Source organism: Micromonospora sp. URMC 107, assembly GCF_051386315.1.
Taxonomy (GTDB): Bacteria; Actinomycetota; Actinomycetes; order Mycobacteriales; family Micromonosporaceae; genus Micromonospora.
Window position 1 is genome coordinate 1 of sequence record NZ_JBPQTK010000107.1, and the last position, 21,977, is coordinate 21,977.

A 21,977-nucleotide genomic window follows, 5' to 3' on the forward strand; every position below is an offset into this window, starting at 1 on the left:
GCCCCCGCCGGTGCACGGCTACCCGCCGGCCCCCGCCTACGGTCACGGCCAGCAGCACCACGGCTACCACGGGCACTACAAGCGCAAGAAGCACAAGAGCTTCCTGGACGAGATGTTCGGCTGAGCCACTCCGTCGACCGGGCCGGCGCCTCGACCGGCCCGGTCACCCGGGGTTCCCCGTCCTGCGCCACCGCCGTTCGCCGTGCCGGGCGACGGCGGCCGTGCGACGCTGCCCTCCATGACGCACCGCGGACAACACCTCGCGCTGGCGCAGGCGTACGACGGGATCACCCGGGTCGTCGCCGACCTCGACGACGCCGACCTGCAACGACCCACCCGGTGCCGGGGCTGGCTCGTCGCGGACCTGCTCTTCCACGTGCTCTGCGACGCCCAGCGGGCGCTGGTCGCGCTGGCCAGCCCCGCCGAGGGTCCGCCCGACGTGGACGACGTGAGCTACTGGCGCGCGTTCCCGCCCAGCGAGGACGAGGACGGGGACGGCGCCCGGCACGCCTGGTGGGCCCGCCGCTCCGCCGCCGCCTTCGACCGCCCGAGCGGAATCGTCCGGCTCTGGGCCGACACCGCCCCCGCCGCCGTACGCGCCGCGAGCGCGGCCGATCCCGACGGCCACGTCACCACCCAGGGGCACGTGCTGCGGGTGCCGGACCTGCTCGCCACCCTGACCACCGAGGCCGTCGTGCACCACCTGGACCTGGTCCTCGACCTGCCCGACGCGCCGCTGCCCGGGGCCCTCGCGTCGCGCGTCGCCGTGGCCACGATGGACGGCCTGCTCAGCGACGACGCCGTCCGACCGGCCGCGTGGAGCGACGCGGAGTACCTGCTCAAGGCGACCGGACGCGTGCCGCTCACCGACCGCGACCAGCTCGAACTCGGCGAGGTTGCCGGCTGGTTCCCCCTCCTGGGCTGACCCGCGCAACCGTCCTCAGACGATGGCCATGTCGACGAAGCGCGACAGGTGGAGCTGCGCGGCCACCGTCACCGTGTCGGTCGGACCATTTCTGTGCTTGGCGACAATGAAGTCCGCCTCCCCGGCCCGCGGCGACTCCTTGTCGTAGTAGTCGTCGCGGTGCAGCAGGATGACGACGTCGGCATCCTGCTCAATTGAGCCAGATTCGCGCAAATCGGACAGCTGCGGTCGCTTGTCGGTACGCTGCTCCGGGCCACGGTTCAGCTGGCTCACCGCGATCACCGGGCACTCGACCTCCTTGGCGAGCAGCTTCAGACCACGGGAGAGGTCCGCGACCTCCTGCTGCCGGCTCTCGGTGCGCTTCGGGGAGGTCATCAGCTGGAGATAGTCGACCACGATCAGCTTGAGGTCGTGCCGCTGCTTGAGGCGGCGCGCCTTGGCCCGGATCTCCATCAGGTTCATGCTCGGCGTGTCGTCGACGAAGAGCGGCGCCTCGCTGATCTCCCCCATGCAGCGGGCGAGCTTGGTCCAGTCGTCGTCGGAGAGCTGGCCGCTGCGCAGGACGTGCAGCGGCACCCGCGCCTCGGCCGAGAGCAGCCGCATGACGATCTCGACCTTGCTCATTTCCAGGGAGAAGATGGCCGACGCCTGATTGGCCCTGATGGCGGCATTTCGGGCGAAGTCCATACTCGCGGTGCTGTTGTGGGTCGGGATCATCGCCCGACCCGCGAGGTAGAGGTGATCGGAATTGTCCACCGTGACGCACCGGACGGGCACGCTCGGAACCGGTCGGACGTCGACGATGAAGCGGCTGTCCGTCCGGGAGTTGCTCTCGCTACGGCGCCGCAACCGGTGTGCGTCCCGCTTGCGCGGCAGGCGGAAGACCTCGTCCCTGGTCGTGAAGTTCAGGTTGAAGGCGATCGAGCTTTCCGGGGTGCGCCCCTTGACGGTCTTCCGCGTGACCGAGCAGCGGTACCCGAGACTGACGACCAGTTCGTGCACGTCTTCGGCGAGGCGGGGCGACGTCGTGGTGAACTGCACGTTCCCGCTGACGGTCACGGTGCCGTCGGTGTCGAGCAGCCCGGCCAGCAGCGCTCGCCGCTGCGCCTCGGAGGCCCGCAGGTACGCGGTGGGGATGTGCTTGTCGCCCAACACTCCCGCTGCGCGCAGATAGCCGCGGAGGGATCCGTACCGGTTGTGGCAGTCACGACACCTGCGACTTGCGTTCCAGGCGCCGGCGCCCACCCTTCCGCAGTGAGCGCAACCTTCGCGCCGTGCCGCGGGGACGAGCCCCTTCGACCGGCCTCCGCACGACTGACCACAGGTGTGGACCGCCGGGCCGCGAGGCGTGAAGACCGCGTGGCAGACAACGCATTCACGGTCCGGGATCGCGGGCAGTCGCGGCGGACAAATGGTGTAGACCATCGGCCCCGAAGGTCGCACCTCGAAGCCGTCGGACTCGATCCCGGTCAGGATCTCCGGGTCGACGGTGGTGACCCTTCCTTCCGCCGTGTGGCCGTCGCCGAGCCAGACCCCGAGCGTGTACGGCGCGAGCGGGAGATCCCGTTCCGGGAGGCGGAGTGCGGCGGCGTTCTCGACCGCATGATTCAGCCGCCGGTCAGCCGTGTTCGTACGCAGGGTCGCCCGTATCTGCTCTGTCGTCACCACGTCCGGCAACTCCGCCGCCGTCAGGCTGTCCGACCACTGCTCGACGCGAGCCAACAAGCGGCGGTAGAGGCGGCGGGCCGGATAGGCCCTGGCCGGGCGCACACGCGGGCGCCTGCGCATGACGACGGGCGAGTCGTCGGCGATGTCGTGCGCCACCCGGTGGGCGGTGTGCGTGAACTCCGGACCGAGCACGGCGGCCAATTCCGCGATCGTGACGTCGTCGCCGGGGGACGCGCCTGCGGCTGCCTGCCGCAGTCGCTCGATGGCCTCGGGAGACCAGTGGTTGCGCCGGCGGGCAGGGGCGGCGCGGCGACCTGCCCGCGTAGTGGTCTTCCATAGGTGTTCACCGTCGGCAACGATCACCGAACCGTCGGAGAATTCGACCTCGTAGCACGGCCGGTCGTGCCGCACCTCGAACGCGGCGGTGACTTTCGTGGGCAGACCGTCAGCGCCCAGCAACTCGTCGCCGACCTTGACCTCCCCCATCGTGGTCCAGCCCGTCGGCGTGGGAAGCGGAGTGTCCAGCGCGAGCGCCTTCCCCAACCCGGGACGTCCGGCAACGATCACGAGCTGCCCCGCGTGCAGGCCGTTGAGCAGGCGGTCCAGGTCGGTGAAGCCGGTCGGGACGCCGGTCATCACGCCGCCCTGGGCGCCCACCGCCTCGATCTCGTCCAGCGTCGGCTGGAGCATGTCGGCGAGCACGGCGAAGTCCTCGCTGACGCGGCGCTCCGTGACGTCGTAGACCGCCTGCTGGGCGAGGTCGACGATGTCGTCGACGTCGCGGCTGCCGCCCTGACCCGTGCCGTAGCCCAGTTGCACGATCTTGGTGCCGGCCTCGACCAGGCGGCGCAGGACCGCCCGCTCGCTGACGATGCGCGCGTAGTACGCCGCGTTCGCGGCGGTCGGCACGCTGGCGATCAGCGTGTGCAGGTAGGGAGCGCCGCCGATCCGGACGAGGTCGCCGGAGTCGGCCAGGGCCGCCGCCACCGTGATGGAGTCGGCCGGCTCGCCCCGGCCGTAGATCTCCAGGATGGTGTCGAAGATGGTGGCGTGCACCGGCCGGTAGAAGTCGTTGGTCTTGAGGATCTCGACGACGTCGGCGATGGCGTCCTTGGACAGCAGCATGCCGCCGAGGACGCACTGCTCGGCGGCGACGTCCTGGGGCGGGGTCTTGTCGAACTGGCCGTCGCGCTGCGGCGGCGGGGACGCCTGCCCCCCGCCCGACCGCGAGTCCGCCCGCATGTCGTCGGTGACCGACACGGGTCCCCCCTCCACTGCGTCGGATCCGGATTCAGCCCGGTCGCCGGGGTACGACAACCTCGACCTGCCGGTCGATCGGGGGTCATCGCGCGGCCGGTCGGGGGCCAACCATACGGAACCCGAGGTCAGCCCCTCAACCACGTCGGTGGACGAGCCTCGGGACAACCTGTGGACGCCGGTGGACAAGCATGTGCGCAGGGTGTGCACAGCCTGTGGACAACGGCTGGGGAATTCTCCACCGCAGGGCCCTGAACTGCGAAAACACAATCCCCAGCCTGTGGATGGCAAGTTTTCGGTCGAACTGCGTGGTCGAACGTCCCGTACCATCTCCAGCGAACGGCTACACCTGGACAGCGGATTGCGCCATCGGTCGAGAAGGGTCACGCTCCCGCCGTGAGTAACCGGGACTGGGGACGCGGAGAGGATGGTCCGCGCGAGCGACGGCCGGTCGCACCCTGGGACGATCCGGCCGACCCGGCACCCACCGATCCCTACGAGCGCGCCACCGCTCGTCACCGCACGCCGAGTCGCCGCCGGGCCGTGGAGCGCGGCGAGCGGGAGCCGGTCGACAGCTACCTGCCACGTTGGGCGGTGGAGTCGGGAGTCCGCCGCGCGGACGGCGGTGGCCGGCACGCCGCGCCCGACGACGAGGTGCAGATCGGGGCCGACCGGCCGCAGCCCGGCGGCACCTGGCGGAGCACCGAGACCACGAGCAGTTGGCGCCGGGTCAGCGAGACGAGCTGGCGCGAGGCCCCGACGGTCGGCGCGGCCCCGGAGTCGGAGCACACTGGGGAGTGGACGTTCGAGCACCCGCAGGAGCGGGGATACTCCGGGCGGCGGCGGGCCGAGGACGATCCGGTCTCCCACGCGGTGCCGCCGAGCCGACCGAGGCGCCTGCCGGCCGACCGCCCGCAGGTCGTCTGGTCCGGCCCGGAGCAGGCCGACGCGTCCGGGCCCGTACCGGAGCGGGAGGCCGAGCGGCGGGGCCGGCGGGCGGCGGAGGACCGGCCGGTCGTCGATCCCTGGGACCGGGAGTCGCACACCGCCGGGTCCGGTACGCCGCCGTCCCGTCTTCCGTCCGTGGACACGTGGGACGCGTCGGGGGTGCACGCGTGGCGTCCGGCCGGCGAGGCCGACCGCTGGGACCACGCCGGCACCGGCCGGTGGGACCGGACCGACGGCACCGCGCAGTGGCAGCAGCCCGACGACACCGGGCAGTGGGAGCGGTATTCCGACGGCGGCGGGTGGGACCGGACCGCGCCGGGTTCCGGCGGAGGTGCCGTCCAGGAGTGGCCCTGGCCGGGGCGGGACGGCCGGCACGAGGGTTTCTGGTCGGGCACGCCGCTGGCGGGCGACGATCCCCGGTGGATGGATCCGCCGGTGTCGGCGCCCCGGTCACCGGTGGTGCCCTACTCCGCGCCGCGGCCGGGTCCGGCGCCGCGTCGGCGGGGGGCCGCGCCGGTCGGTGCGGCGACGTCGGCCGTACGCCGTCGGGCCGGGACCGCCGGAGCGGGGGCCCGGGGCCGTCGCATCGAGGACGACCTGCTCGATGCCGATCCGGGCGGGCCGTGGCGGTCGCTGCTCTACACGGTCGCCTGCTATCTGGTGCCGGCGGTGCTGGTCTTCGTCTGGTTGCTGACCCTGGACGGGCAGGTGCCGGCGGGGTGCGTCACGGACATCAGCGGAGGAGGTTGCGACTCGCCGCAGTCGCGGGCGCTGGGCTCGCTGGCGTCGGGCCTGCCGCGCTTCGGATTGGCGTTGGCTAGCAGCCTGGTGGTGGCGCTGCTGCTGCGCCGGGTCGGGACGACGTGGCGCTCGGCCAGCGTCGCGCTGGCGGCGGCCGTGGTCGGCGGCGGCGTCTCGACGGTGATGATCAGCGCGGTTACCGGCCAGCCGATCGGCTGACGCGCCGTCTCGGCCCGTGCGGCCGGAAGCGCGACGCCGACCGTACGGCGAACAGGGCCCGCACCGGTCGGTGCGGGCCCTGTCGTGGTGCCGGGGTGAGGTGTCAGCCCTGGACGACGTTGAGGTCGAACTTGGCGGTCACCTCGGGGTGCAGCTTGATCCGCACCGGGTAGGAGCCGGTCGACTTGATGGGCCCGGTCAGCTCCAGCCGGCGACGGTCGAGGACCGGACCACCGGCGGCCTTGACGGCGTCGACGATCTCGGCCGGGGTGACCGAGCCGAAGAGCCGACCACCGTCGCCGGCGCGGGCCTTCAGGTTGACCTTGAGGCCCTCGAGCTGGCCCTTGACCTCGTTGGCGTGGCCGAGGTCGCGGATCTCCCGGGCCGAGCGGGCCCGCTTGATGACCGTGACCTGCTTCTCCGCACCCTTGGTCCAGGCGATCGCGAAGCCCTGCGGCAGCAGGTAGTTACGGCCGTAGCCGTTCTTGACCTCGACGATGTCGCCCGGGGCACCGAGGCCGGACACCTCCTGAGTCAGGATGATCTTCATATCGGTGCCTCCTCTCAGCGGGCCGTGGCCGTGTACGGCAGGAGCGCCATCTCACGGGCGTTCTTGACCGCACGGGCGATCTGCCGCTGCTGCTGCGAGGTCACGCCGGTCACCCGCCGAGCGCGGATCTTGCCGCGGTCGGAGATGAACTTGCGCAGCAGCGCGGTGTCCTTGTAATCGATGTAGGTGATCCCGTCCTTGTCGAGCGGGTTCACCTTCTTCTTCGGCTTGCGAAGTGCAGCGGCCTTGGCCATTGCTCGTGCTCCTGGTTTGCGATCGCGGGCGCTCGGCGCCATTAGAACGGAGGCTCCTCGTCGAAGTTGCCGCCACCCGAACCACCGCGCGAGGGTGCTGGCGCAGCCGAGGCCCAGGGGTCGTCGAAGTTGCCTCCGCCGCCGCCCTGGCCGCCTCCACCACCACCGCCGAAGCCGCCGCCACCGCCGCCGGAGCGGGACATCTTCTGCACCTTCGCCGTGGCGTAGCGCAGCGACGGGCCGATCTCGTCGACCTCGAGCTCGATGACGGTGCGCTTCTCGCCCTCGCGCGTCTCGTACGACCGCTGACGCAGCCGACCCGAGACGATCACGCGGGCGCCCCGCTGGAGCGACTCGGCGACGTGCTCCGCCGCCTGCCGCCACACGGTGCACGCCAGGAAGAGCGGCTCGCCGTCCTTCCACTCGCCGGAGGCCTTGTCCATGAACCGGGGCGTCGAAGCGACCCGGAACTTGGCGACCGCCGCACCGGAGGGGGTGAACCGCAACTCGGGGTCATCGGTCAGGTTGCCGATGACCGTGATGGTGGTGTCTCCTGCCATGACCATCTCCTCGCGCACTCATCAGTTCTGCCGTACAGGCTCTCAGAGCCCTCCGACAGTGCCGATGAGGCTGATCCGGGTGAACCGGGTTGAATGCTTTAGCGCATCTCCGGCCGGATGACCTTGGTGCGCAGCACGGACTCGTTGAGCCGCAGCTGACGGTCCAGCTCGGCCACCGCTGCGGGCGTCGCCTGCAGGTCGATGACGGCGTAGATGCCTTCGGCCTTCTTGTTGATCTCGTACGCGAGGCGCCGGCGGCCCCACACGTCGGTCTTCTCCACCGAGCCACCCGCGGTCCGGATCACGTTCAGGTACGTGTCGAGCGACGGGGCGACGGTGCGCTCCTCGAGGCTGGGGTCGAGGATCACCATTACTTCGTAATGACGCAAGACGTGCTCACCTCCTGTGGGCTAAGCGGCCACGGTCCTTCCGTGGCAGGAGGTCGTGCGTCGTGGCCCACGCCGGTTCCGGGGGAACCCGGCCGGACGCGGACAACCGGACCAGGATACCCGGTCCGGACGATCATGCCCGGGGTGGTCCGGGGGCCCTGCCGGGAGGGCATGGCGACGGGGGCCCGCGTCGACGTCGCTGTCGATGCGAGCCCCCGTACACGAGGCCGCGGGGCGTCCCGTCCGCATTCCTTGGGTGGGACCTGGGGAGGAACGACCACACCGATGAGGTTGGACCGGGGACGCCCCGCGGAGCTTTATCGTGTTGTTACCTGACGTTACAACGGCTCTTGCCCCTTGTCGGGGTAAATGGCGGAATTCTCCGACAAATTTCCCGATGAGCCAGGTTCCGCCAGGCCGGGCCCCCGCCGCGCCGGGCCGCGCGACGGGGGTGCCCCCGCTCTCGGGCGGTTCGACGCGCCTCCGGCCGGCCGACCAGCGGCGTTCCGGGTCGCTGCGGCAACCGTGGATCCCACTCGCATCAACGACCGCCGACGCCGGGAGGTGACGCGTGGGGCCGGCGCGTCCGCCACCGCCGTCATCCCCGCTGTCGGCGACGCGACGTAGGCTCCCCTGCATGCGTATCGGAGCCCACGTCGATTCGACCGACCCGATGGCGGAGGCGACCGCCCGAGGGGCCGAGGCCGTGCAGTTCTTCCTCTCCGACCCGCAGGGGTGGAAGGCGCCGAAGCCACGGGAGGACGCGGACCGGCTACGGGCCGCGGACGTCGACCTCTACGTGCACGCGCCGTACGTCATCAACGTCGCGACCCTGAACAACCGGATCCGGATCCCCAGCCGCAAGCTGCTGCTCGGGCACGCCCAGGCGGCCGCCGCCATCGGCGCCAAGGGGCTGATCGTGCACGGCGGGCACGTCAACGCCGGCGACGACCTGGCCGTCGGCTTCGACAACTGGCGCAAGACCTTCGCGTACGCGGCGGACTCCGGCGGCTTCGGCGTGCCGGTCCTGATCGAGAACACCGCCGGCGGCGACAACGCGTGTGCCCGGCGGCTCGACGCGCTCGCCCGGCTCTGGGACGCCGTGGGCGACCACGAGGTGGGCTTCTGCCTCGACACCTGTCACGCCCACGCCGGTGGCGAGGAGCTGCTCGGCCTGGTCGACCGGGTCAAGGCGATCACCGGGCGGATCGACCTGGTGCACGCCAACAACTCCAAGGGCGCGTTCAACTCGGGCCAGGACCGGCACGACAACCTCGACGGCGGCACGATCGACCCGGAGCTGGTGGTGGCGGTGATCCGCGCCGCGGGCGCACCGGTCATCGTCGAGACCCCGGGCGGGGTCGACGGTCAGGGCGCCGACATCGCCTTCCTGCGTGACCGACTGGGCACGGGGAGCCCGACGGCATGACGACCGAGCAGTCCGCCGCCGGCGGCTCCCGCCCCGACGCCGCTGCCGCGCCCACCGGAGGCCTGTCCGACGCGACCGGCCCGGCCACGAAGGCCGACGCGGGCGAGAAGACGGACCGCGCCGGAGAAGCCGGCACAGCGGGTGCCACGCCCGGCACGGCCGCCAGGACCGACACGGCGCAATCCGAGGCTCCCACGGTCCAGCCCGATGTAGGCGGGGCCGAAGCCAAGGCCGGCGGGGCCGAGGCCAGGAACGGGAAGGTCGACACCAAGACCGGCGGGGCCGACGAGGTCGGAACCAGGACTGGCGCGGCCGACACCAGGGTTGATGCGGCCGGCAAGACCGACGGCAAGGACGGTGCCGACGACAAGGACGAGCCGAAGGCCGGCAAGGACGGTGCCGCCGGCACCGAGGTTGGTGCGGCGGACGAGGCCGGCAGGGCCGGGAACGGCGCCCAGGGCGCGGGCACCGGCGGCGACAAGCCTGCCGACGGCAAGGACTCGGACGGGGGCGACAAGGGCAAGCCGGACCGGTGGGAGGCCTTCGCGTCCGCCCCCGAACCGGTGCCCTCCCGGATCGGGCGCGCCGCACGGGCGGTCGGCCGCCTGCTGATCCACGAGTGGACGCTCGCGACGCTCGCCTCGCTGGCGCTGGCCGTGCTGCTGACCTGGCCCACGCTGCGCTACCCGCGGCACACCCTGCCGCAGGACTACTGGGACCCGAGCCTCCAGGCGTGGCAGATGGCCTGGTCGGGGCACATCCTGCTGACCAACCCGGCGCAGCTGTGGCAGTCGAACACCTTCTTCCCGGAGTCGTGGAGCTTCGCCTTCTCCGACACCCTGCTCGGCTACGCCCCGGCGGGCATGATCGGCACCGGCCCCGAAGCCGCCGTACTCCGCTACAACATCATGTTCGTGCTGGCCCACGCGCTCGCCACGCTCGGGGCGTACGCGCTGGCCCGGCAGCTCGGCGCGGGCCGGATCGGCTCCGCGGTGGCCGGGGCGAGCTTCGCCTACGCGCCCTGGCTGCTGGCCCAGGCCGGGCACCTGCACGTGATCTCCAACGGCGGCATCCCGCTGGCGTTGGCCATGCTCGCCCGGGGGCACGGCTGGTCGCTGCGGCACGGGTACCGTCCCGAGCGCCGGCACGACGGCTGGGTCTACGCCGGCTGGCTGGTCGCGGCCTGGCAACTCAGTCTCGGCTTCGGCATCGGGCTGCCGTTCGCGTACTTCCTCGCCGGGACCGTGCTGGTCGCGGCCGTCACCTGGTTCCTGCGGCGGTGGGTGGTCCGGCCGGTCAAGCGGCCGTTCGGCCGCCGGCTGCTGGTCGCGGACCTGGTCGGCGGCCTGCTCTTCGCCGGCGTCGGCGCGCTGCTGGCCATCCCGTTCTTCACGGTGGCGGAGGCGCACCCGAACGCGAAGCGCTCCATCGGCGACATCGGCATCTTCTCGCCGCCGGCGAGCGGTTTCTTCACCGCGCCCGCCGAGTCGCGGGTCTGGGGTGGGCTGCACGAGGGGGCGCGGGCGCTGCTGCCCTGGCACCCGGAGATGACCCTGCTGCCCGGCTTCGTGCTCTACGCGCTCGCCGCCGGCGGGCTCTTCTTCTCGGTGTGGAAGCTGCGCCACCGGCTGCTGCTGCTCGCCGGGGTGGTGGTGACGATGGTGCTCGCCATGGGCACCCGGTTCTTCGACGGCACCTTCACCTACGTGCCGCTGTTCGAGCACCTGCCCGGCTGGAACGGCCTGCGTACGCCGGGTCGGCTGATGCTCTGGACGACGCTGCTGCTCGGGCTGCTCGCGGCGGGCGCGGTGAGCGCGTTCGCCGCCCGGGTCCGGGAGATCTCCGCCGAGCGGATCCCCTCCTGGCCGAGCCCGTGGCTGCGGCTGGCGACCCTCCTGCCGCTGGTGCTGGTGATCGGCGAGGGGTTGAATTCCACGCCGCACCCGATCGTGCCGCCCCAGCCGGCCGCGATGCGGACCGTGGACGGGCCGCTGCTGGTGCTGCCGAGCAACCAGAGCCTCGACCAGCCGGTGATGCTCTGGTCCACCACCCGGTTCCAGGACGTGGTGAACGGAGGGAGCGGCTTCACGCCACGGCAGCTCGACGACGTACGCCGCGTGACGCTCTCCTTCCCCGACCAGGTCAGCGTCGACTACCTGCGCGTCCTCGGGGTCCGCAACGTGCTGCTGATGCGGGACCACATCGCCGGCACGCCGTGGGAGGTCACCGTCGACGCACCGGTCGACGGGCTCGGCATCACCCGCGAGGAGATCGGCGACGTGGTCGTCTACCGCTTGTGAGACTCCCGACCACATTATTTACCGAAGTACACTTTTCATGAGACATCGAATCCCCTTGACTTCTTGAAGGTTTGCTGACATAGTCGCGTGACTAAGCCAGCACGGGGGGTATATATGGTGCGATTCAAGATTCTCGGGCCATTGGCGATTTCCAGCGGACAATTTTTTGTGCCGCTTTCCAGTTCACGTCATCGGAAACTCCTGGCCGCGCTGCTGATCAGCAACAACGTCGATGTATCGGTGGACCGACTGATCGACGTCATCTGGCCAGAAAATCCGCCGACCACGGCCCGTCAACAGGTGCAAAACTGCGTCGGCTCCCTCAATTCCCGGCTAATTGAATGTGGGCACACGCAGACCGTGCTGAGGCGCGGATCCCAATACATCCTGGAAATTGACGAGAGCTCGGTGGACGAGCGCCTTTTCTGTGCCGAATACAAGGCGGCCACGCAGTCCGCGCAGAACGGCGACCATGCCAGGGCGACCACCCGGCTCCGGCACGCGCTGACGCTCTGGCGCGGTCGGGCCATGGAGGACATCGATTCCGACCGCCTCGCCGGTGAGGTCACCCGGCTGGAGGAGGTACGGGTGCGGGCACTGGAACAGTTGGTTGACTGGGAATTTACCCAGGGCCGGTACGCGGAACTGGTGCCTGACCTGAGCTTGTGGACGCAGGCATACCCGTACAACGAATTCCTGCACGCCTGTCTGGCCCAGGCGCTGCACCACGCATTCCGTACGGCCGACGCACTCGAGGTGCTCGGACGACTCCGCCAGCGGTTGGATCGGGAACTGGGGCTCGGCCCGGGACCTGCCCTGCTTCGCGTAGAGGCGCAATTGCGGGGGCCAGCATCTTGCACCGAACCGGTCGGCACGACGGACCTGTCGACGCTCAAGGCGATCCAGGCCGCGCTCGTCGACCTGTCGCAGGCAGTGCAGACGCTGATCAACGACGCGGGTGCCCCGGGCCGGACGGAGATCCTGGTGGAGGGGCGGCGACGAGCAGGGCAGGCAGGATCACATCGACGGCGCTCGTACCGGTCAGATCCACGTCAGCCTTCCGTCACACCGGCCTCGGCGGCTACAGCGGACCGGTTCCGGTCATTCCCAGACCGCGTCCAGGCGGGTCAGGGCTCCTGACCGGTACGCCGTTGGGCCGCCCCCGGCGGTGGTGGAGATCAGTTCGACCACTGGATGCTTGATGGTGCTCAACGAGCCACTCGGCGTCAACGTGGAGACGGGACATCGCCTGGGCCCAATGGCATGGCCGCCCGCCACGCCTCCCTGAGTCTGTCGTGCAGGTGATCGACGAGAGTGCGAGCCTGCGGCAGATACGCGCGACCGCTCTCGATTGCGTGAAGCGAAGGTGGTCGCGCGTAGCTGCCGTCACCGATCTTCGACTGAGGAGGAATGGAATCCTGGGCCTGGCCTACGGGTGGGTGACCCGCGTCGGAACCGCGGATGCTCCCGGTCTCAGTACTTTGAGGTCCACCAGGTCCCGGAGCCGGCGCTCGCCTCCGCCCTGGCGAGCAGGCCAGCGTCGTTGACCATCTTCGTGTAGTAGGCGCCCTCGAAGCCGCTGTACGAGGTCCGGACCCGGCCGTCCGAGTAGTAACTGCGGATCGTCGGGTAGTAGAAGTCCGACGACACCCGGGTCCAGGCGGTCCGGCACCGAGGGCTGTATCGCAGTTCCAGGTTGATGCCGTCGGTGTTACTCGCGACGGTGGTCGCGTCGTCAGCGCAGTAGTGGTAGCACGTCGAGCATCCACTGTAATAGATCTTGTACGTCGCCGGGTTCTGGCCGTCGCACCTGGATCCACAGCCGGACGAAGCCAGCTCCACCTCGGAGATCATGGTGGCCGTCTTCGGGTCCAACTCCTCGGCGCTCACAGTGGCCGGCGATTCCCCCACCGCGCCCGGAGTGACTGGCGCCGCTGGCGGAGCAGCCAGCGCCGCCTGTGGGGCTACGACGCCGGTCAGGCAGAACGCCAGCGCAGCGCCCAAGTGGACGATTTTCTTTCGCAGCATGAGGGTTCCTCTGCTTCCTATCGGGTCCACGAAGGATCCGACAGGCCGCCATCAGGGCATCATCTGCCGTCCACCGTCCGCCCATCGCTGCCGTCGTTGGCCGAGGCTAGTGGTGCCGCACCGACCACCGGCTCCTCTGCTTGCCGGGACGTCGCGGCGGATCGACGCCAGCGGGCCACCCAGGGTGCGTCAGCAGGACCATTCAACAAGCCACCATCCGGATCGTCCGGATAGACCTTGCGGACAGCGTCCAGCTCGGGATTCAGGATCTCCCGCACGACGAGTACGCAGAGCACCACCACGGTGGTCAGCCGCAGCGTCGACGCCAGCACGAAGACGCCCTCAGGGAAGACCGGCCGGCTGGTCGCCGCGCCGAGCAGCTCGCCGTAGAAGGCCACGAAGTAGCAGACCTCGGCCAGCTGCCAGGCCAGGAAGGCGCCCCACTTCGGGCGGGCGAGCACCACCAGCGGCAGCAGCCAGAGCACGAACTGCTGCGACCACACCTTGCTGAAGATCAGGAAGGCGGCGACCACCAGGAACGCGAGCTGGGCGAGCCGGGGCCGGCGCGGGGCCAGCAGCCCCAGCGCGGCCACCCCGAGGCAGGCCAGCCCGAAGAGAGCGTACGACAGGGTGTTCAGCGTGGGGATGTTGACGTTCAGCCACTCGAAGGGCCCGAGGTCGGCGGGGTTGCCGCTGCCGACCTTGCCGTCCAGGTAGCGCCCGATGTACCAGAGGGTGCCCCAGTCGATGGGGCGGGTCGAGTTCAGCTCGAAGAAGCGGTCCCAGTTCTCCCGGTAGGGAATGGCGACCGGCAGGTTCACGGCGACCAGGGACACCAGTGCCGCGCCGAAGGCGGTGAGGGCGGCGCGGAGCCGCCCGGCGCGCAGCGCCAGCACCAGGATGGGGCCGAGGATGAACAGCGGCCACATCTTGGCCGCCCCGGCGAGACCGAGCAGGACGCCGGCCGCCAACGGGCGGCTGCGGGCCCAGGCGAAGAGGCCGAACGCGGCCAGGCCGATGGCGAGCAGGTCCCAGTTGACCGTGGCGGTGAGCATCAGCGCGGGGGCGAGCGCGAAGAGCGCGGCGTCCCACGGTCGGCGGCGGCGCAGGGCGAGGATCACCGCCACCGTGGCGACCGCCAGCGCACCGAGCACCAGCGCGTTCAGGTTGTAGAACCACATGCCCTGGTTGATCCCCGGGTCGTTCTGGCCGAGGGCGTGCACGGGCAGGCCGAGCGCGCCCATGAAGTACCCGGTGAGCACCGGATACTCGACGGGGTGGTCCTGGTAGGGGACCGCACCCTCGTTGAGCCGCTCGGCGTAGTAGAGCGCCAGCACGTCCGTGTAGCAGAACCGGGTGTACTGCACGTTGTTCTGCCAGGCACCGTCCTGGCAGGGCGACTTCTGCACCCAGTGCAACGCCAGGGTCAGGCAGACCAGGGCCAGGACGATGCGGGCCGCCGTCCAGAACCGACTCTCCCGCCCGGCGGGCCGGTCCAGCGCGACAGCGTGGTCGCCCAGCGGACCGCCGATGGCGCCGGAGACGCCCCGGACGAAGCCGTCGGAGCGGGACGGGTGGTCAGGGGCACCGGCGTCGTCGATGCCTCGCGTCGACTGCGTGCTCATGAAGGTGCATCCTGCCGTACATCTGGCCTCCGCGTCCCCTCTCTCTCACGACACGTCGGTACGCGAAACGCCGCCGCCGTTCCCGCCCGGCCGCGGATCGGTCGGGGTGGTGGGCGCGGTGGGACCGCCCGGAGGGGTGCCACCGCCGTTGTTCCCGCCGCCGTTGTTGCCGCCCGGCGGGCAGAACAGGCCGAGGGGATCGCAGTTCGGCGGGTTCGACGGGGGCGTCGGGGCCGGGGGCTCCACGCCGTTGCCGGCCTTGTCGTCACCGATGCCGGTGACGCTCGGCAGAGGCGACGCCTCCTTGCCCTTCAGCGCGTCGTCCATGTACCGCTTCCAGAGCTCGGCCGGGAAGCTGCTACCGCCGATGTCGTTCTTGTTCTTGTCCACGATCGTCGGCTTCCTGTGGTCCCGGCTGCCGATCCACACCGCAGTGGCGAGGTTGTCGTCGTAGCCCACCATCCAGGCATGGGCGTTACGGGGAGTGCCGTTGTGCTCCCAGGTGCCGGTCTTGCCGGCCGCGTCCCGCCCGTTGTCAAGGCCGGCGTTGTTCTTCTCCGGGATCTCCTTCAGCACCGCGGTCACCTCCTGGGCGACCTCCTTCTTGATGCGCGGCTGCGGCTTGAGCCTTTCGCCGGTCCCGGGAACCTGCTCCCACTTTCCGGTGGACTTGTTCTGCCTCTCCACCTTGAGAACGAAGTGCGCCTTGTTGTACACGCCGTCGTTGGCGAGAGTGGCGAGCCCGTTGGCGTGGTCGAGCACGGTGATTGGGTACTGACCGTAGCCGACGACCCGGTCGAACTTGCGCGGCGCGAGGTCCTCCGGCTTCTCCTTGAACAGGTCGAACGGCTGGGGCGGGTCGACCGTCCACATCGTGCTGACGCCCGCCTGCCTCGCCATGGCGACCACCTTGTCCGGACCGATCTTCTCCGTGAGATGGAAGAACGGCACGTTGTACGACCGGATGGTCGACTCCTCCAGCGTGCAGTTCTTGCCGCAGACCGCGTTGCGGTTTGCGTTCTGCACCTTGTCCTTGAAGCCTTCCGGCTTGAACGGGGTGGCGTCCCAGCGCGACTTGACCGAGATGCCGGCGTCGACGGCGGCCGCCAAGGTGTAGACCTTGAACGACGAGCCCGGCGGGTGACCACCGACGAGGTCGCCGTTGGCGTTGGTGTTCTTGCCCGCGTAGTCGAAGTCCGCGCCGCTGTCACCGCCGTAGTAGGCGAGCACCCGGCCGGTCTTCGGCTCGACGGAGACCGCCGCCGCCATCAGGTTCCTCGGCTGCCCGTAGAGCACCGACCCCTTCCGATCCGGCGGGGCGGCCTCCTCCAGCGCCGCCTGCATCTTGGCGTTGATGGTGGTCGTGATCCGGTAACCACCGGAACGCAACTCGTCGACGCAGGTCGGCTTGCCCGGTGCGCCCGAATCGGAGCAGATCCCCCACTGCTCCATCTCCTGGCGGACGTAGTTGACGACGTTGCCCCGGGGGCTCTTCACGCCGAACCCGTTGCCGTCCTTCTTCGGCGCCAGCACCTTCGGGTACGCGGTCGGTCGATCCGCGGCGTTCAGCCAGCCCTCCTCGACCATGCCCCCGACCACGTAGTTCCACCGGTCCTTGGCCTGCTCGGGGTTGACGGCGGGGTCGTAGCCCTTGTGGGTGGCGGTGGGCATCGGTTGCTTGATCAGGGCCGCGAGCACCGCCCCCTCGGCGACCGTGAGCTTGCCGACCGGCTTGCCGAAGTACGTCTGCGCGGCCGCCTCGATGCCGTACGCACCGCGCCCGAAGTAGATCACGTTCAGGTAGTGCTGCATGATCTCCGGCTTGCTGTACTTCTCGTTGAGCTTGGAGGCGAAGATCGCCTCCTTGACCTTCCGGGCGTAGCTGTCGTCCTTGAGGTTCTCGATCGCGTTGCGGGCGTACTGCTGGGTGATCGTCGAGGCGCCCTGCTTGTCGCCGCCGCTGATGTTGTTCCAGGCCGCCCGCGCGATGCCCTTGTAGTCCACGCCCGAGTGCTTGTAGAAGTTGCGGTCCTCGGCCGCCGCCACGGCGTTCTCGACGTGGTCGGGGATGTCCTTGATCGTGACGAAGGTGCGGTTCTCGTTGCCCAGCCGGGCCACCTGGGTCTTCTTGTCGCTGGCCAGGATCGTGGTGGAGAGCGGCAGCGGAACCTCGTCCGGCAGGACCACGTTGGTCGAGTAGTAGGTGAAGCCGACCACGCCGAGCCCGGCGAGCATGATGAAGACGGCGAAGCTGGCGATCAGCAGGTTCGCCCGCTTGCGCTTCTTCGACCGCCCTGCGCCAGCAGGACCACCCGCACCGCGGCCGCCGCGGCCGGGGCCCGTCGGACCCCCGGGACCGCCAGGCCCACCCGGGCCGCCCGAGACCGGCGAGACGCTCGCCCGCGCCGAGGCCCGGCCGCTGACGCCGCCGACGGCCGCCGACCCGACGCTGGCCCGTCCAGCCGGGGCGGCGCCGACGCCGGCGGAACCCACCGAGGCGCGACCGGCCGACCCGCCGGCCGCAGGGGAGACCGGCACCGACGCGCGACCCGCGCCCGCACGGCCCGCCCCGGGTGCCGGCGAGACCGGCACCGAGGCCCGGCCCGGCACTGCTCGACCGACGGGGGCGGAACCCACCGGGGCCGAACCGGCACGCGGCGGGACGGCCACCGAAGCCGAGCCGGAGACGGACCCGCCGCGCGGGGGGACGGCCGCCGACGCCGAGCCGGAGGCGGACCCGCCGCGCGGTGGCACGGCCGCCGAACCGCCGACCGAGGCCCGCCCGCCGGCGGCGCGGGGCGCGACCGAGGCGCGACCTGGCGGTGCCGTACCCTCCTGTGCAGCCGACCAGCCGCCCCCGGCGGCGTCACCGCCGGGATCGCCGTGCTGGCCCGGGATCTGGGCCCGCCCGCGCGGGGAACTGGAATCGCCGTACGAGTTCATTCCTCACACCCTGCCGTCGCGATGGGGCGCTGCTGCACCGCCACCGGTTTGCCGTGAGATGGGACACCCGTCGAGGGCGGCACGTGCGTGCCGGTCGACTGGTGCCACTTGCGAATCAATCGGGCCAATCAGACCAACGATCCGTTGGTGCCCCCGGGCGTGTGCGCGCTGGCCGGGGTCGGCCGATCGAGCGAAGATCACCGTTGCGCCTCTCGCCTCCGTCGGCCGTTAGCACCGCTACCCGGGGCGGACGTGCCGCCCATCACGCCCTGGTCCGGGCCGCCCTCCGGGCTCCCGGCCAGCCCGTCCCGGCCGAGCAGGTACTGCTCGACGAGATGGTTCCAGTCACAGCCGAGGCACACCTCCACCACGAAGACCTGGAACTCACGCACCGTCATCGCCAGCACCGGCAACTCGGCCAGCGTCCGGGCCTGACCCGCGGACTGCCTGAGTTCGTCGCCGTAAATGTAGTGGACGTGGGTCAGGTTCTCGCTCCGGCAGATCGGACACCGCTCGTCGGTCGGCTCACCGTGGAAGCGGGCCGCGTTCTTCAGGTAGGGCGAGGCGTCGCAGACGTCGTACGTGCCGACCCGGCCGGCGAGGAGCTCACGCAGCACCGCCCGCTTCCGGAGCGAGTAGTCGACCACCTGGCGCTGCGTACGCATGCGGAGAAGGGTACGCGGTCTGGTCGGGCTGGGCGACCACCGTGACGATGCGTGACCGGGGAACCCCGGAGCGGGGGGTTTGCCCTGATCACGGCGATCCGCTAGCGTGCGATGTATCGGTCCGATACATCGCGGCGGTTACCGCTCCGCGTAGAGGGTACAGAGAGGATGGCCCGTGCTCGAGCTCGCCATCCTCGGCCTCCTGCAGGAGTCTCCGATGCACGGCTACGAGCTGCGCAAGGAGCTGACCGCCAAGCTCGGCGCGATCAGGGCGGCGATCAGCTACGGCTCGCTCTATCCCACCCTGCGCCGTTTGCAGGCGGCGGGGTGGATCACCGAGGCCGCCGACCCACCCGCCACCGCCGAGGAGGTTCCCGCGTTGACCAGCCGACGAGGTCGGGTGGTCTACGAAATCACCGCGGAGGGCAAGGAACGCTTCGCCCAACTGATCGCACAGACCGGGCCCGAGACGTACGACGACACGGGGTTCGGCGTGCACTTCGCGTTCTTCGCCCGGACCGACCAGGCGACCCGACTCCGCATCCTCGAGGGTCGCCGGCGGAAGATCGAGGAACGCCGCGAGGGGCTTCGTGACGTGCTCGGCCGGGCGGCCGAACGCCTCGACGCCTACACGCTGGAACTGCAGCGCCACGGCCTGGACGCCTGTGAGCGCGAGGTCCGCTGGCTGGAGGAGCTCATCGCCAACGAGCGCTCCGGCCGTGCCCCGACGGTCCCGTCAACCGGGACGGCCGGCGGTCGACGAGAAGACAACAGCCCGCCTGCCCCTGGAGAGTCCAGGAATGAGCGGCCGTGATGAAGAAGAAGGAGGCAGACGCTATGGGCTCCGTCCGCGTCGCCATCGTCGGTGTGGGTAACTGCGCCTCGTCCCTCGTGCAGGGCGTGGAGTACTACCGGAACGCCGACCCGAACGACCGCGTCCCGGGTCTCATGCACGTCACCTTCGGCGACTACCACGTTTCGGACGTGCAGTTCGTCGCGGCGTTCGACGTGGACGCCAAGAAGGTGGGCATGGACCTCGCCGAGGCGATCGTCGCCAGCGAGAACAACACCATCAAGCTCTGCGACGTGCCGCCGACCGGCGTCACGGTGCAGCGCGGTCCGACCTTCGACGGTCTGGGCCAGTACTACCGCGAGATCGTCGAGGAGTCCGACGCCCAGCCGGTCGACGTCGCCCAGGCGCTGCGCGACGCGCAGGTCGACGTCGTGGTCTCGTACCTGCCGGTCGGCTCCGAGCAGGCCGACAAGTTCTACGCCCAGGCCGCGATCGACGCGGGCTGCGCGTTCGTCAACGCGCTGCCGGTCTTCATCGCCTCCGACCCGGAGTGGGCCAAGAAGTTCGAGGACGCGGGCCTGCCGATCGTCGGCGACGACATCAAGAGCCAGGTCGGCGCCACCATCGTGCACCGCGCGCTGGCGAAGCTGTTCGAGGACCGGGGCGTCGAGCTGCTGCGCACGTACCAGCTCAACTTCGGCGGCAACATGGACTTCATGAACATGCTGGAGCGCAACCGCCTGGTCTCGAAGAAGATCTCGAAGACCCAGTCGGTCACCTCGCAGATCCCGCACGAGATGAGCAAGAGCGACGTGCACATCGGCCCGTCGGACCACGTGCCGTGGCTGGACGACCGCAAGTGGGCGTACATCCGCCTGGAGGGTCGCTCCTTCGGTGACACCCCGCTCAACGCCGAGCTCAAGCTCGAGGTGTGGGACTCGCCGAACTCGGCCGGTGTCATCATCGACGCCGTCCGCGCCGCGAAGATCGCGCTGGACCGGAAGATCGGCGGCCCGATCCTGTCGGCCTCGTCGTACTTCATGAAGTCCCCGCCGGTGCAGTACGCCGACCACGACGCGCACGCCGCCGTCGAGGCGTTCATCGCCGGCGACGTCGAGCGCTGACGCGCCGACACCAGCACCATCGAGGGCCGGGTCCGTGCGGACCCGGCCCTCGCCGCGTCCCGTTCAGGACCAGGCGTGGCGCAGGGCGACCCCGGCCTCCAGTTCCAGCAGCTTCACCTTCCGGTCCAGGCCGCCGCCGAAGCCGACCAGCTTGCCGCCGGCGCCGACGATCCGGTGGCACGGCACGAGCACCGGGATCGGGTTGCGGTTGCAGGCCACCCCGACCGCGCGGGCGGCGCCCTGGTCGCCGAGCCGCCGGGCCACCTCGCCGTAGGTGAGCGTCTCCCCGTACGGGATGCGGGTCATCTCCCGCCAGACGCCCCGTTCGAAGTCGGACCCGCCCGGCGCCGCCAGCGGCACCGTGAAGCCGGTCAGCTCGCCGGCGAAGTACGCGCGCAGCTCCGCCAGCGCCTGGCGGGCCGCCTCGTCTCCCGGCTCCTCGACGGCTCCGGAGGCCCGGCCGAAGTGGGCCCGGCACACGTGGGTCCCGTCGGTGGCGACGGAGAACTCGCCGATCGGGGAGTCGAGCACGGTCCAGCGCATCCCCCCATTGTCCCCGGCGCCCCGACGCGGCCCCGGCCGCGCCGCCCGGGCAGCCCCGGGGCGAGCCGCGCCACCGCCGGCGTCGGCGGGCGCGGTGCCGCCGGCCGCGCTGGCCGGAGCGGCCGGGTGGGCCGTCGGCGAGAGCCGTCAGAGCAGGGTGAAGCCGAGCAGCAGGGCACCGGTGCTGAGGCTGGCGCCGCCCGCCACGGTCAGCCAGATCAGCTTGTTGGGCTTCGTGTCCTGCGGCCGCACCACCGAGAGGAAGAAGCCGAGCGGCATCAGGACGGGCGCGGCCACGAGGAGGGCGCGGATGAGCGTGCGGGTGCCGTCGGACGCGTCGGCCTGGTCCACGTAGGGCAGCACGGCCAGCGCGAAGAGGACCAGCACCCCGGCGTGCGCGTGCCCGGCCGTCCAGAGCCCCCGGCGCACCGGGTTGTCCAGGTAACCGGCCTTGCGCCGGGTGAGGTGCATGAGCAGGGTCAGCCCGCCGTACGCGATCGTGACGACGGTGATCAGCAGGATGCCGGCGGTGGTCAGGGTTGCCGAGGACACGGGCACCTCCCTCTTGTCGATGTCAAGATTGGCCCTCCGCCCAAATCTTGTCAACAGCTAGATTGCCGGCGGCGGAGAGGTTCCGACGCCCGGCCCACTCCCCGCTGAACGGTCGACGCGCGACCGACGTTGCGGCGCACCGATACCGTGCAGGCCGTGGCCACGGGGACGCTGATCTTCCTCATCATCGGCGGCGCGGGCGTCGCGGTGCTGGCGCTCGCCCTGCTCGGCGGCGAGCTGTTCCACCTCGGCAACCCGGACTTCGACGGTCCCGTGTCGCTGGAGGCGGTCGCCGGGTTCACCGGGGCACTCGGCTTCGGCGCCGCGATCGTCAACGAACTGATCGGTGGGCGTACCCCCGCAATGGTCGCGGTGGCCGTGGCCGGAGGCGTCGCCGCGGCCGTGCCCACCGCCTGGGCGGCGGCCCGGCTCAGCCGGGCCCTGCACCATCCCTGGCTCGCCGC

18 protein-coding genes and 2 pseudogenes are annotated in these 21,977 nt (G+C 70.8%); 9 read left to right on the forward strand and 11 right to left on the reverse strand.

The annotated features are described in order from the left end of the window. Together ACSNN9_RS21690 and ACSNN9_RS21695 are read left to right on the forward strand one after the other, a co-directional pair. Nucleotides 1–124: pseudogene (locus ACSNN9_RS21690) on the forward strand (zf-TFIIB domain-containing protein); the annotation flags it as partial. 114 nt (nucleotides 125–238) lie between these two features. Then, nucleotides 239–925: a maleylpyruvate isomerase N-terminal domain-containing protein gene (locus ACSNN9_RS21695; RefSeq protein WP_436675114.1), complete on the forward strand. Its 687-nt coding sequence runs from the start codon at nucleotides 239–241 to the stop codon at nucleotides 923–925. Between the two features lie 15 nt (nucleotides 926–940). Here ACSNN9_RS21695 and dnaB read toward each other — a convergent pair whose 3' ends face one another. Further along, complete coding sequence (gene dnaB, locus ACSNN9_RS21700) at nucleotides 941–3,868, reverse strand: replicative DNA helicase (RefSeq protein ID WP_436675126.1); 2,928 nt, start codon at nucleotides 3,866–3,868, stop codon at nucleotides 941–943. A 378-nt stretch (nucleotides 3,869–4,246) separates the two neighbouring features. Between dnaB and ACSNN9_RS21705 the strand changes: the two genes are divergently transcribed. Beyond that, entirely contained in the window at nucleotides 4,247–5,758 is a 1,512-nt protein-coding gene (locus ACSNN9_RS21705; protein ID WP_436675115.1) for a hypothetical protein, read from the forward strand. A gap of 103 nt (nucleotides 5,759–5,861) precedes the next feature. Here the strand turns inward: ACSNN9_RS21705 and rplI are convergent, their stop codons facing one another. The 4 genes from rplI to rpsF form a co-directional block, all read right to left on the reverse strand. Continuing rightward, entirely contained in the window at nucleotides 5,862–6,308 is a 447-nt protein-coding gene (rplI, locus tag ACSNN9_RS21710; protein WP_436675116.1) for a 50S ribosomal protein L9, read from the reverse strand. A 14-nt stretch (nucleotides 6,309–6,322) separates the two neighbouring features. Beyond that, a complete protein-coding gene (gene rpsR, locus ACSNN9_RS21715; RefSeq protein WP_007073789.1) occupies nucleotides 6,323–6,562 on the reverse strand; it encodes a 30S ribosomal protein S18 in 240 nt (79 codons plus the stop codon). Nucleotides 6,563–6,603: 41 nt separating this feature from the next. Then, nucleotides 6,604–7,140 (reverse strand): single-stranded DNA-binding protein, encoded by a 537-nt coding sequence (locus tag ACSNN9_RS21720; RefSeq protein ID WP_172896610.1) that lies wholly within the window; start codon nucleotides 7,138–7,140, stop codon nucleotides 6,604–6,606. Nucleotides 7,141–7,220: 80 nt separating this feature from the next. Continuing rightward, the gene (rpsF, locus tag ACSNN9_RS21725) at nucleotides 7,221–7,511 is read right to left on the reverse strand and encodes a 30S ribosomal protein S6 (protein WP_121397433.1); all 291 of its coding nucleotides are present in this window, start codon (nucleotides 7,509–7,511) and stop codon (nucleotides 7,221–7,223) included. 637 nt (nucleotides 7,512–8,148) lie between these two features. On the opposite strand from rpsF, the gene ACSNN9_RS21730 reads away from it, so the two are divergent. The 3 genes from ACSNN9_RS21730 (at nucleotide 8,149) to ACSNN9_RS21740 (ending at nucleotide 12,380) form a co-directional block, all read left to right on the forward strand. Further along, entirely contained in the window at nucleotides 8,149–8,940 is a 792-nt protein-coding gene (locus ACSNN9_RS21730; RefSeq protein ID WP_436675117.1) for a deoxyribonuclease IV, read from the forward strand. Further along, nucleotides 8,937–11,240, forward strand: coding sequence for a hypothetical protein (locus ACSNN9_RS21735; protein ID WP_436675118.1), 2,304 nt, complete (start codon nucleotides 8,937–8,939; stop codon nucleotides 11,238–11,240). Before ACSNN9_RS21730 ends, ACSNN9_RS21735 begins: the two co-directional genes overlap by 4 nt. A 114-nt stretch (nucleotides 11,241–11,354) precedes the next feature. Next, nucleotides 11,355–12,380: an AfsR/SARP family transcriptional regulator gene (locus tag ACSNN9_RS21740; RefSeq protein WP_436675119.1), complete on the forward strand. Its 1,026-nt coding sequence runs from the start codon at nucleotides 11,355–11,357 to the stop codon at nucleotides 12,378–12,380. A gap of 333 nt (nucleotides 12,381–12,713) precedes the next feature. Here ACSNN9_RS21740 and ACSNN9_RS21745 read toward each other — a convergent pair whose 3' ends face one another. The 4 genes from ACSNN9_RS21745 to ACSNN9_RS21760 form a co-directional block, all read right to left on the reverse strand. Continuing rightward, entirely contained in the window at nucleotides 12,714–13,130 is a 417-nt protein-coding gene (locus ACSNN9_RS21745; RefSeq protein WP_436675120.1) for a DUF2690 domain-containing protein, read from the reverse strand. Nucleotides 13,131–13,327: 197 nt separating this feature from the next. Beyond that, the gene (locus ACSNN9_RS21750; protein WP_436675121.1) at nucleotides 13,328–14,893 is read right to left on the reverse strand and encodes a glycosyltransferase family 87 protein; all 1,566 of its coding nucleotides are present in this window, start codon (nucleotides 14,891–14,893) and stop codon (nucleotides 13,328–13,330) included. 45 nt (nucleotides 14,894–14,938) lie between these two features. Continuing rightward, nucleotides 14,939–17,836, reverse strand: a complete 2,898-nt coding sequence (locus tag ACSNN9_RS21755) for a transglycosylase domain-containing protein (protein WP_436675122.1) — start codon at nucleotides 17,834–17,836, stop codon at nucleotides 14,939–14,941. 197 nt (nucleotides 17,837–18,033) lie between these two features. Beyond that, on the reverse strand, nucleotides 18,034–18,501 hold the full coding sequence (locus ACSNN9_RS21760; protein WP_436675123.1) for a DUF5318 domain-containing protein: 468 nt from the start codon (nucleotides 18,499–18,501) through the stop codon (nucleotides 18,034–18,036). 175 nt (nucleotides 18,502–18,676) lie between these two features. On the opposite strand from ACSNN9_RS21760, the gene ACSNN9_RS21765 reads away from it, so the two are divergent. Beyond that, nucleotides 18,677–19,315, forward strand: coding sequence for a PadR family transcriptional regulator (locus ACSNN9_RS21765; RefSeq protein ID WP_358082392.1), 639 nt, complete (start codon nucleotides 18,677–18,679; stop codon nucleotides 19,313–19,315). A gap of 23 nt (nucleotides 19,316–19,338) precedes the next feature. Continuing rightward, nucleotides 19,339–20,418 carry an inositol-3-phosphate synthase gene (locus ACSNN9_RS21770; RefSeq protein ID WP_357866909.1) on the forward strand — a complete coding sequence of 360 codons (1,080 nt, stop codon included), beginning with the start codon at nucleotides 19,339–19,341 and terminating at the stop codon, nucleotides 20,416–20,418. Nucleotides 20,419–20,481: 63 nt separating this feature from the next. On the opposite strand, the gene ACSNN9_RS21775 is transcribed toward ACSNN9_RS21770, so the two are convergent. Further along, nucleotides 20,482–20,961, reverse strand: a complete 480-nt coding sequence (locus tag ACSNN9_RS21775) for a methylated-DNA--[protein]-cysteine S-methyltransferase (RefSeq protein WP_436675124.1) — start codon at nucleotides 20,959–20,961, stop codon at nucleotides 20,482–20,484. Between the two features lie 147 nt (nucleotides 20,962–21,108). Beyond that, nucleotides 21,109–21,513: a hypothetical protein gene (locus ACSNN9_RS21780; protein ID WP_436675125.1), complete on the reverse strand. Its 405-nt coding sequence runs from the start codon at nucleotides 21,511–21,513 to the stop codon at nucleotides 21,109–21,111. 147 nt (nucleotides 21,514–21,660) lie between these two features. On the opposite strand from ACSNN9_RS21780, the pseudogene ACSNN9_RS21785 reads away from it, so the two are divergent. Next, nucleotides 21,661–21,977: pseudogene (locus tag ACSNN9_RS21785) on the forward strand (hypothetical protein); the annotation flags it as partial.

What these genes read in the sequence shown, in the direction of transcription:
- ACSNN9_RS21735 (WP_436675118.1), top strand. Translation starts at nt 8,937, where the DNA reads ATGACGACCGAGCAGTCCGCCGCCGGCGGCTCCCGCCCCGACGCCGCT.
- ACSNN9_RS21750 (WP_436675121.1), bottom strand. Translation starts at nt 14,893, where the DNA reads ATGAGCACGCAGTCGACGCGAGGCATCGACGACGCCGGTGCCCCTGAC.
- ACSNN9_RS21740 (WP_436675119.1), top strand. Translation starts at nt 11,355, where the DNA reads ATGGTGCGATTCAAGATTCTCGGGCCATTGGCGATTTCCAGCGGACAA.
- ACSNN9_RS21760 (WP_436675123.1), bottom strand. Translation starts at nt 18,501, where the DNA reads ATGCGTACGCAGCGCCAGGTGGTCGACTACTCGCTCCGGAAGCGGGCG.
- ACSNN9_RS21755 (WP_436675122.1), bottom strand. Translation starts at nt 17,836, where the DNA reads ATGAACTCGTACGGCGATTCCAGTTCCCCGCGCGGGCGGGCCCAGATC.
- ACSNN9_RS21775 (WP_436675124.1), bottom strand. Translation starts at nt 20,961, where the DNA reads ATGCGCTGGACCGTGCTCGACTCCCCGATCGGCGAGTTCTCCGTCGCC.
- ACSNN9_RS21730 (WP_436675117.1), top strand. Translation starts at nt 8,149, where the DNA reads ATGCGTATCGGAGCCCACGTCGATTCGACCGACCCGATGGCGGAGGCG.
- rpsR (WP_007073789.1), bottom strand. Translation starts at nt 6,562, where the DNA reads ATGGCCAAGGCCGCTGCACTTCGCAAGCCGAAGAAGAAGGTGAACCCG.
- ACSNN9_RS21770 (WP_357866909.1), top strand. Translation starts at nt 19,339, where the DNA reads ATGGGCTCCGTCCGCGTCGCCATCGTCGGTGTGGGTAACTGCGCCTCG.
- ACSNN9_RS21695 (WP_436675114.1), top strand. Translation starts at nt 239, where the DNA reads ATGACGCACCGCGGACAACACCTCGCGCTGGCGCAGGCGTACGACGGG.
- rplI (WP_436675116.1), bottom strand. Translation starts at nt 6,308, where the DNA reads ATGAAGATCATCCTGACTCAGGAGGTGTCCGGCCTCGGTGCCCCGGGC.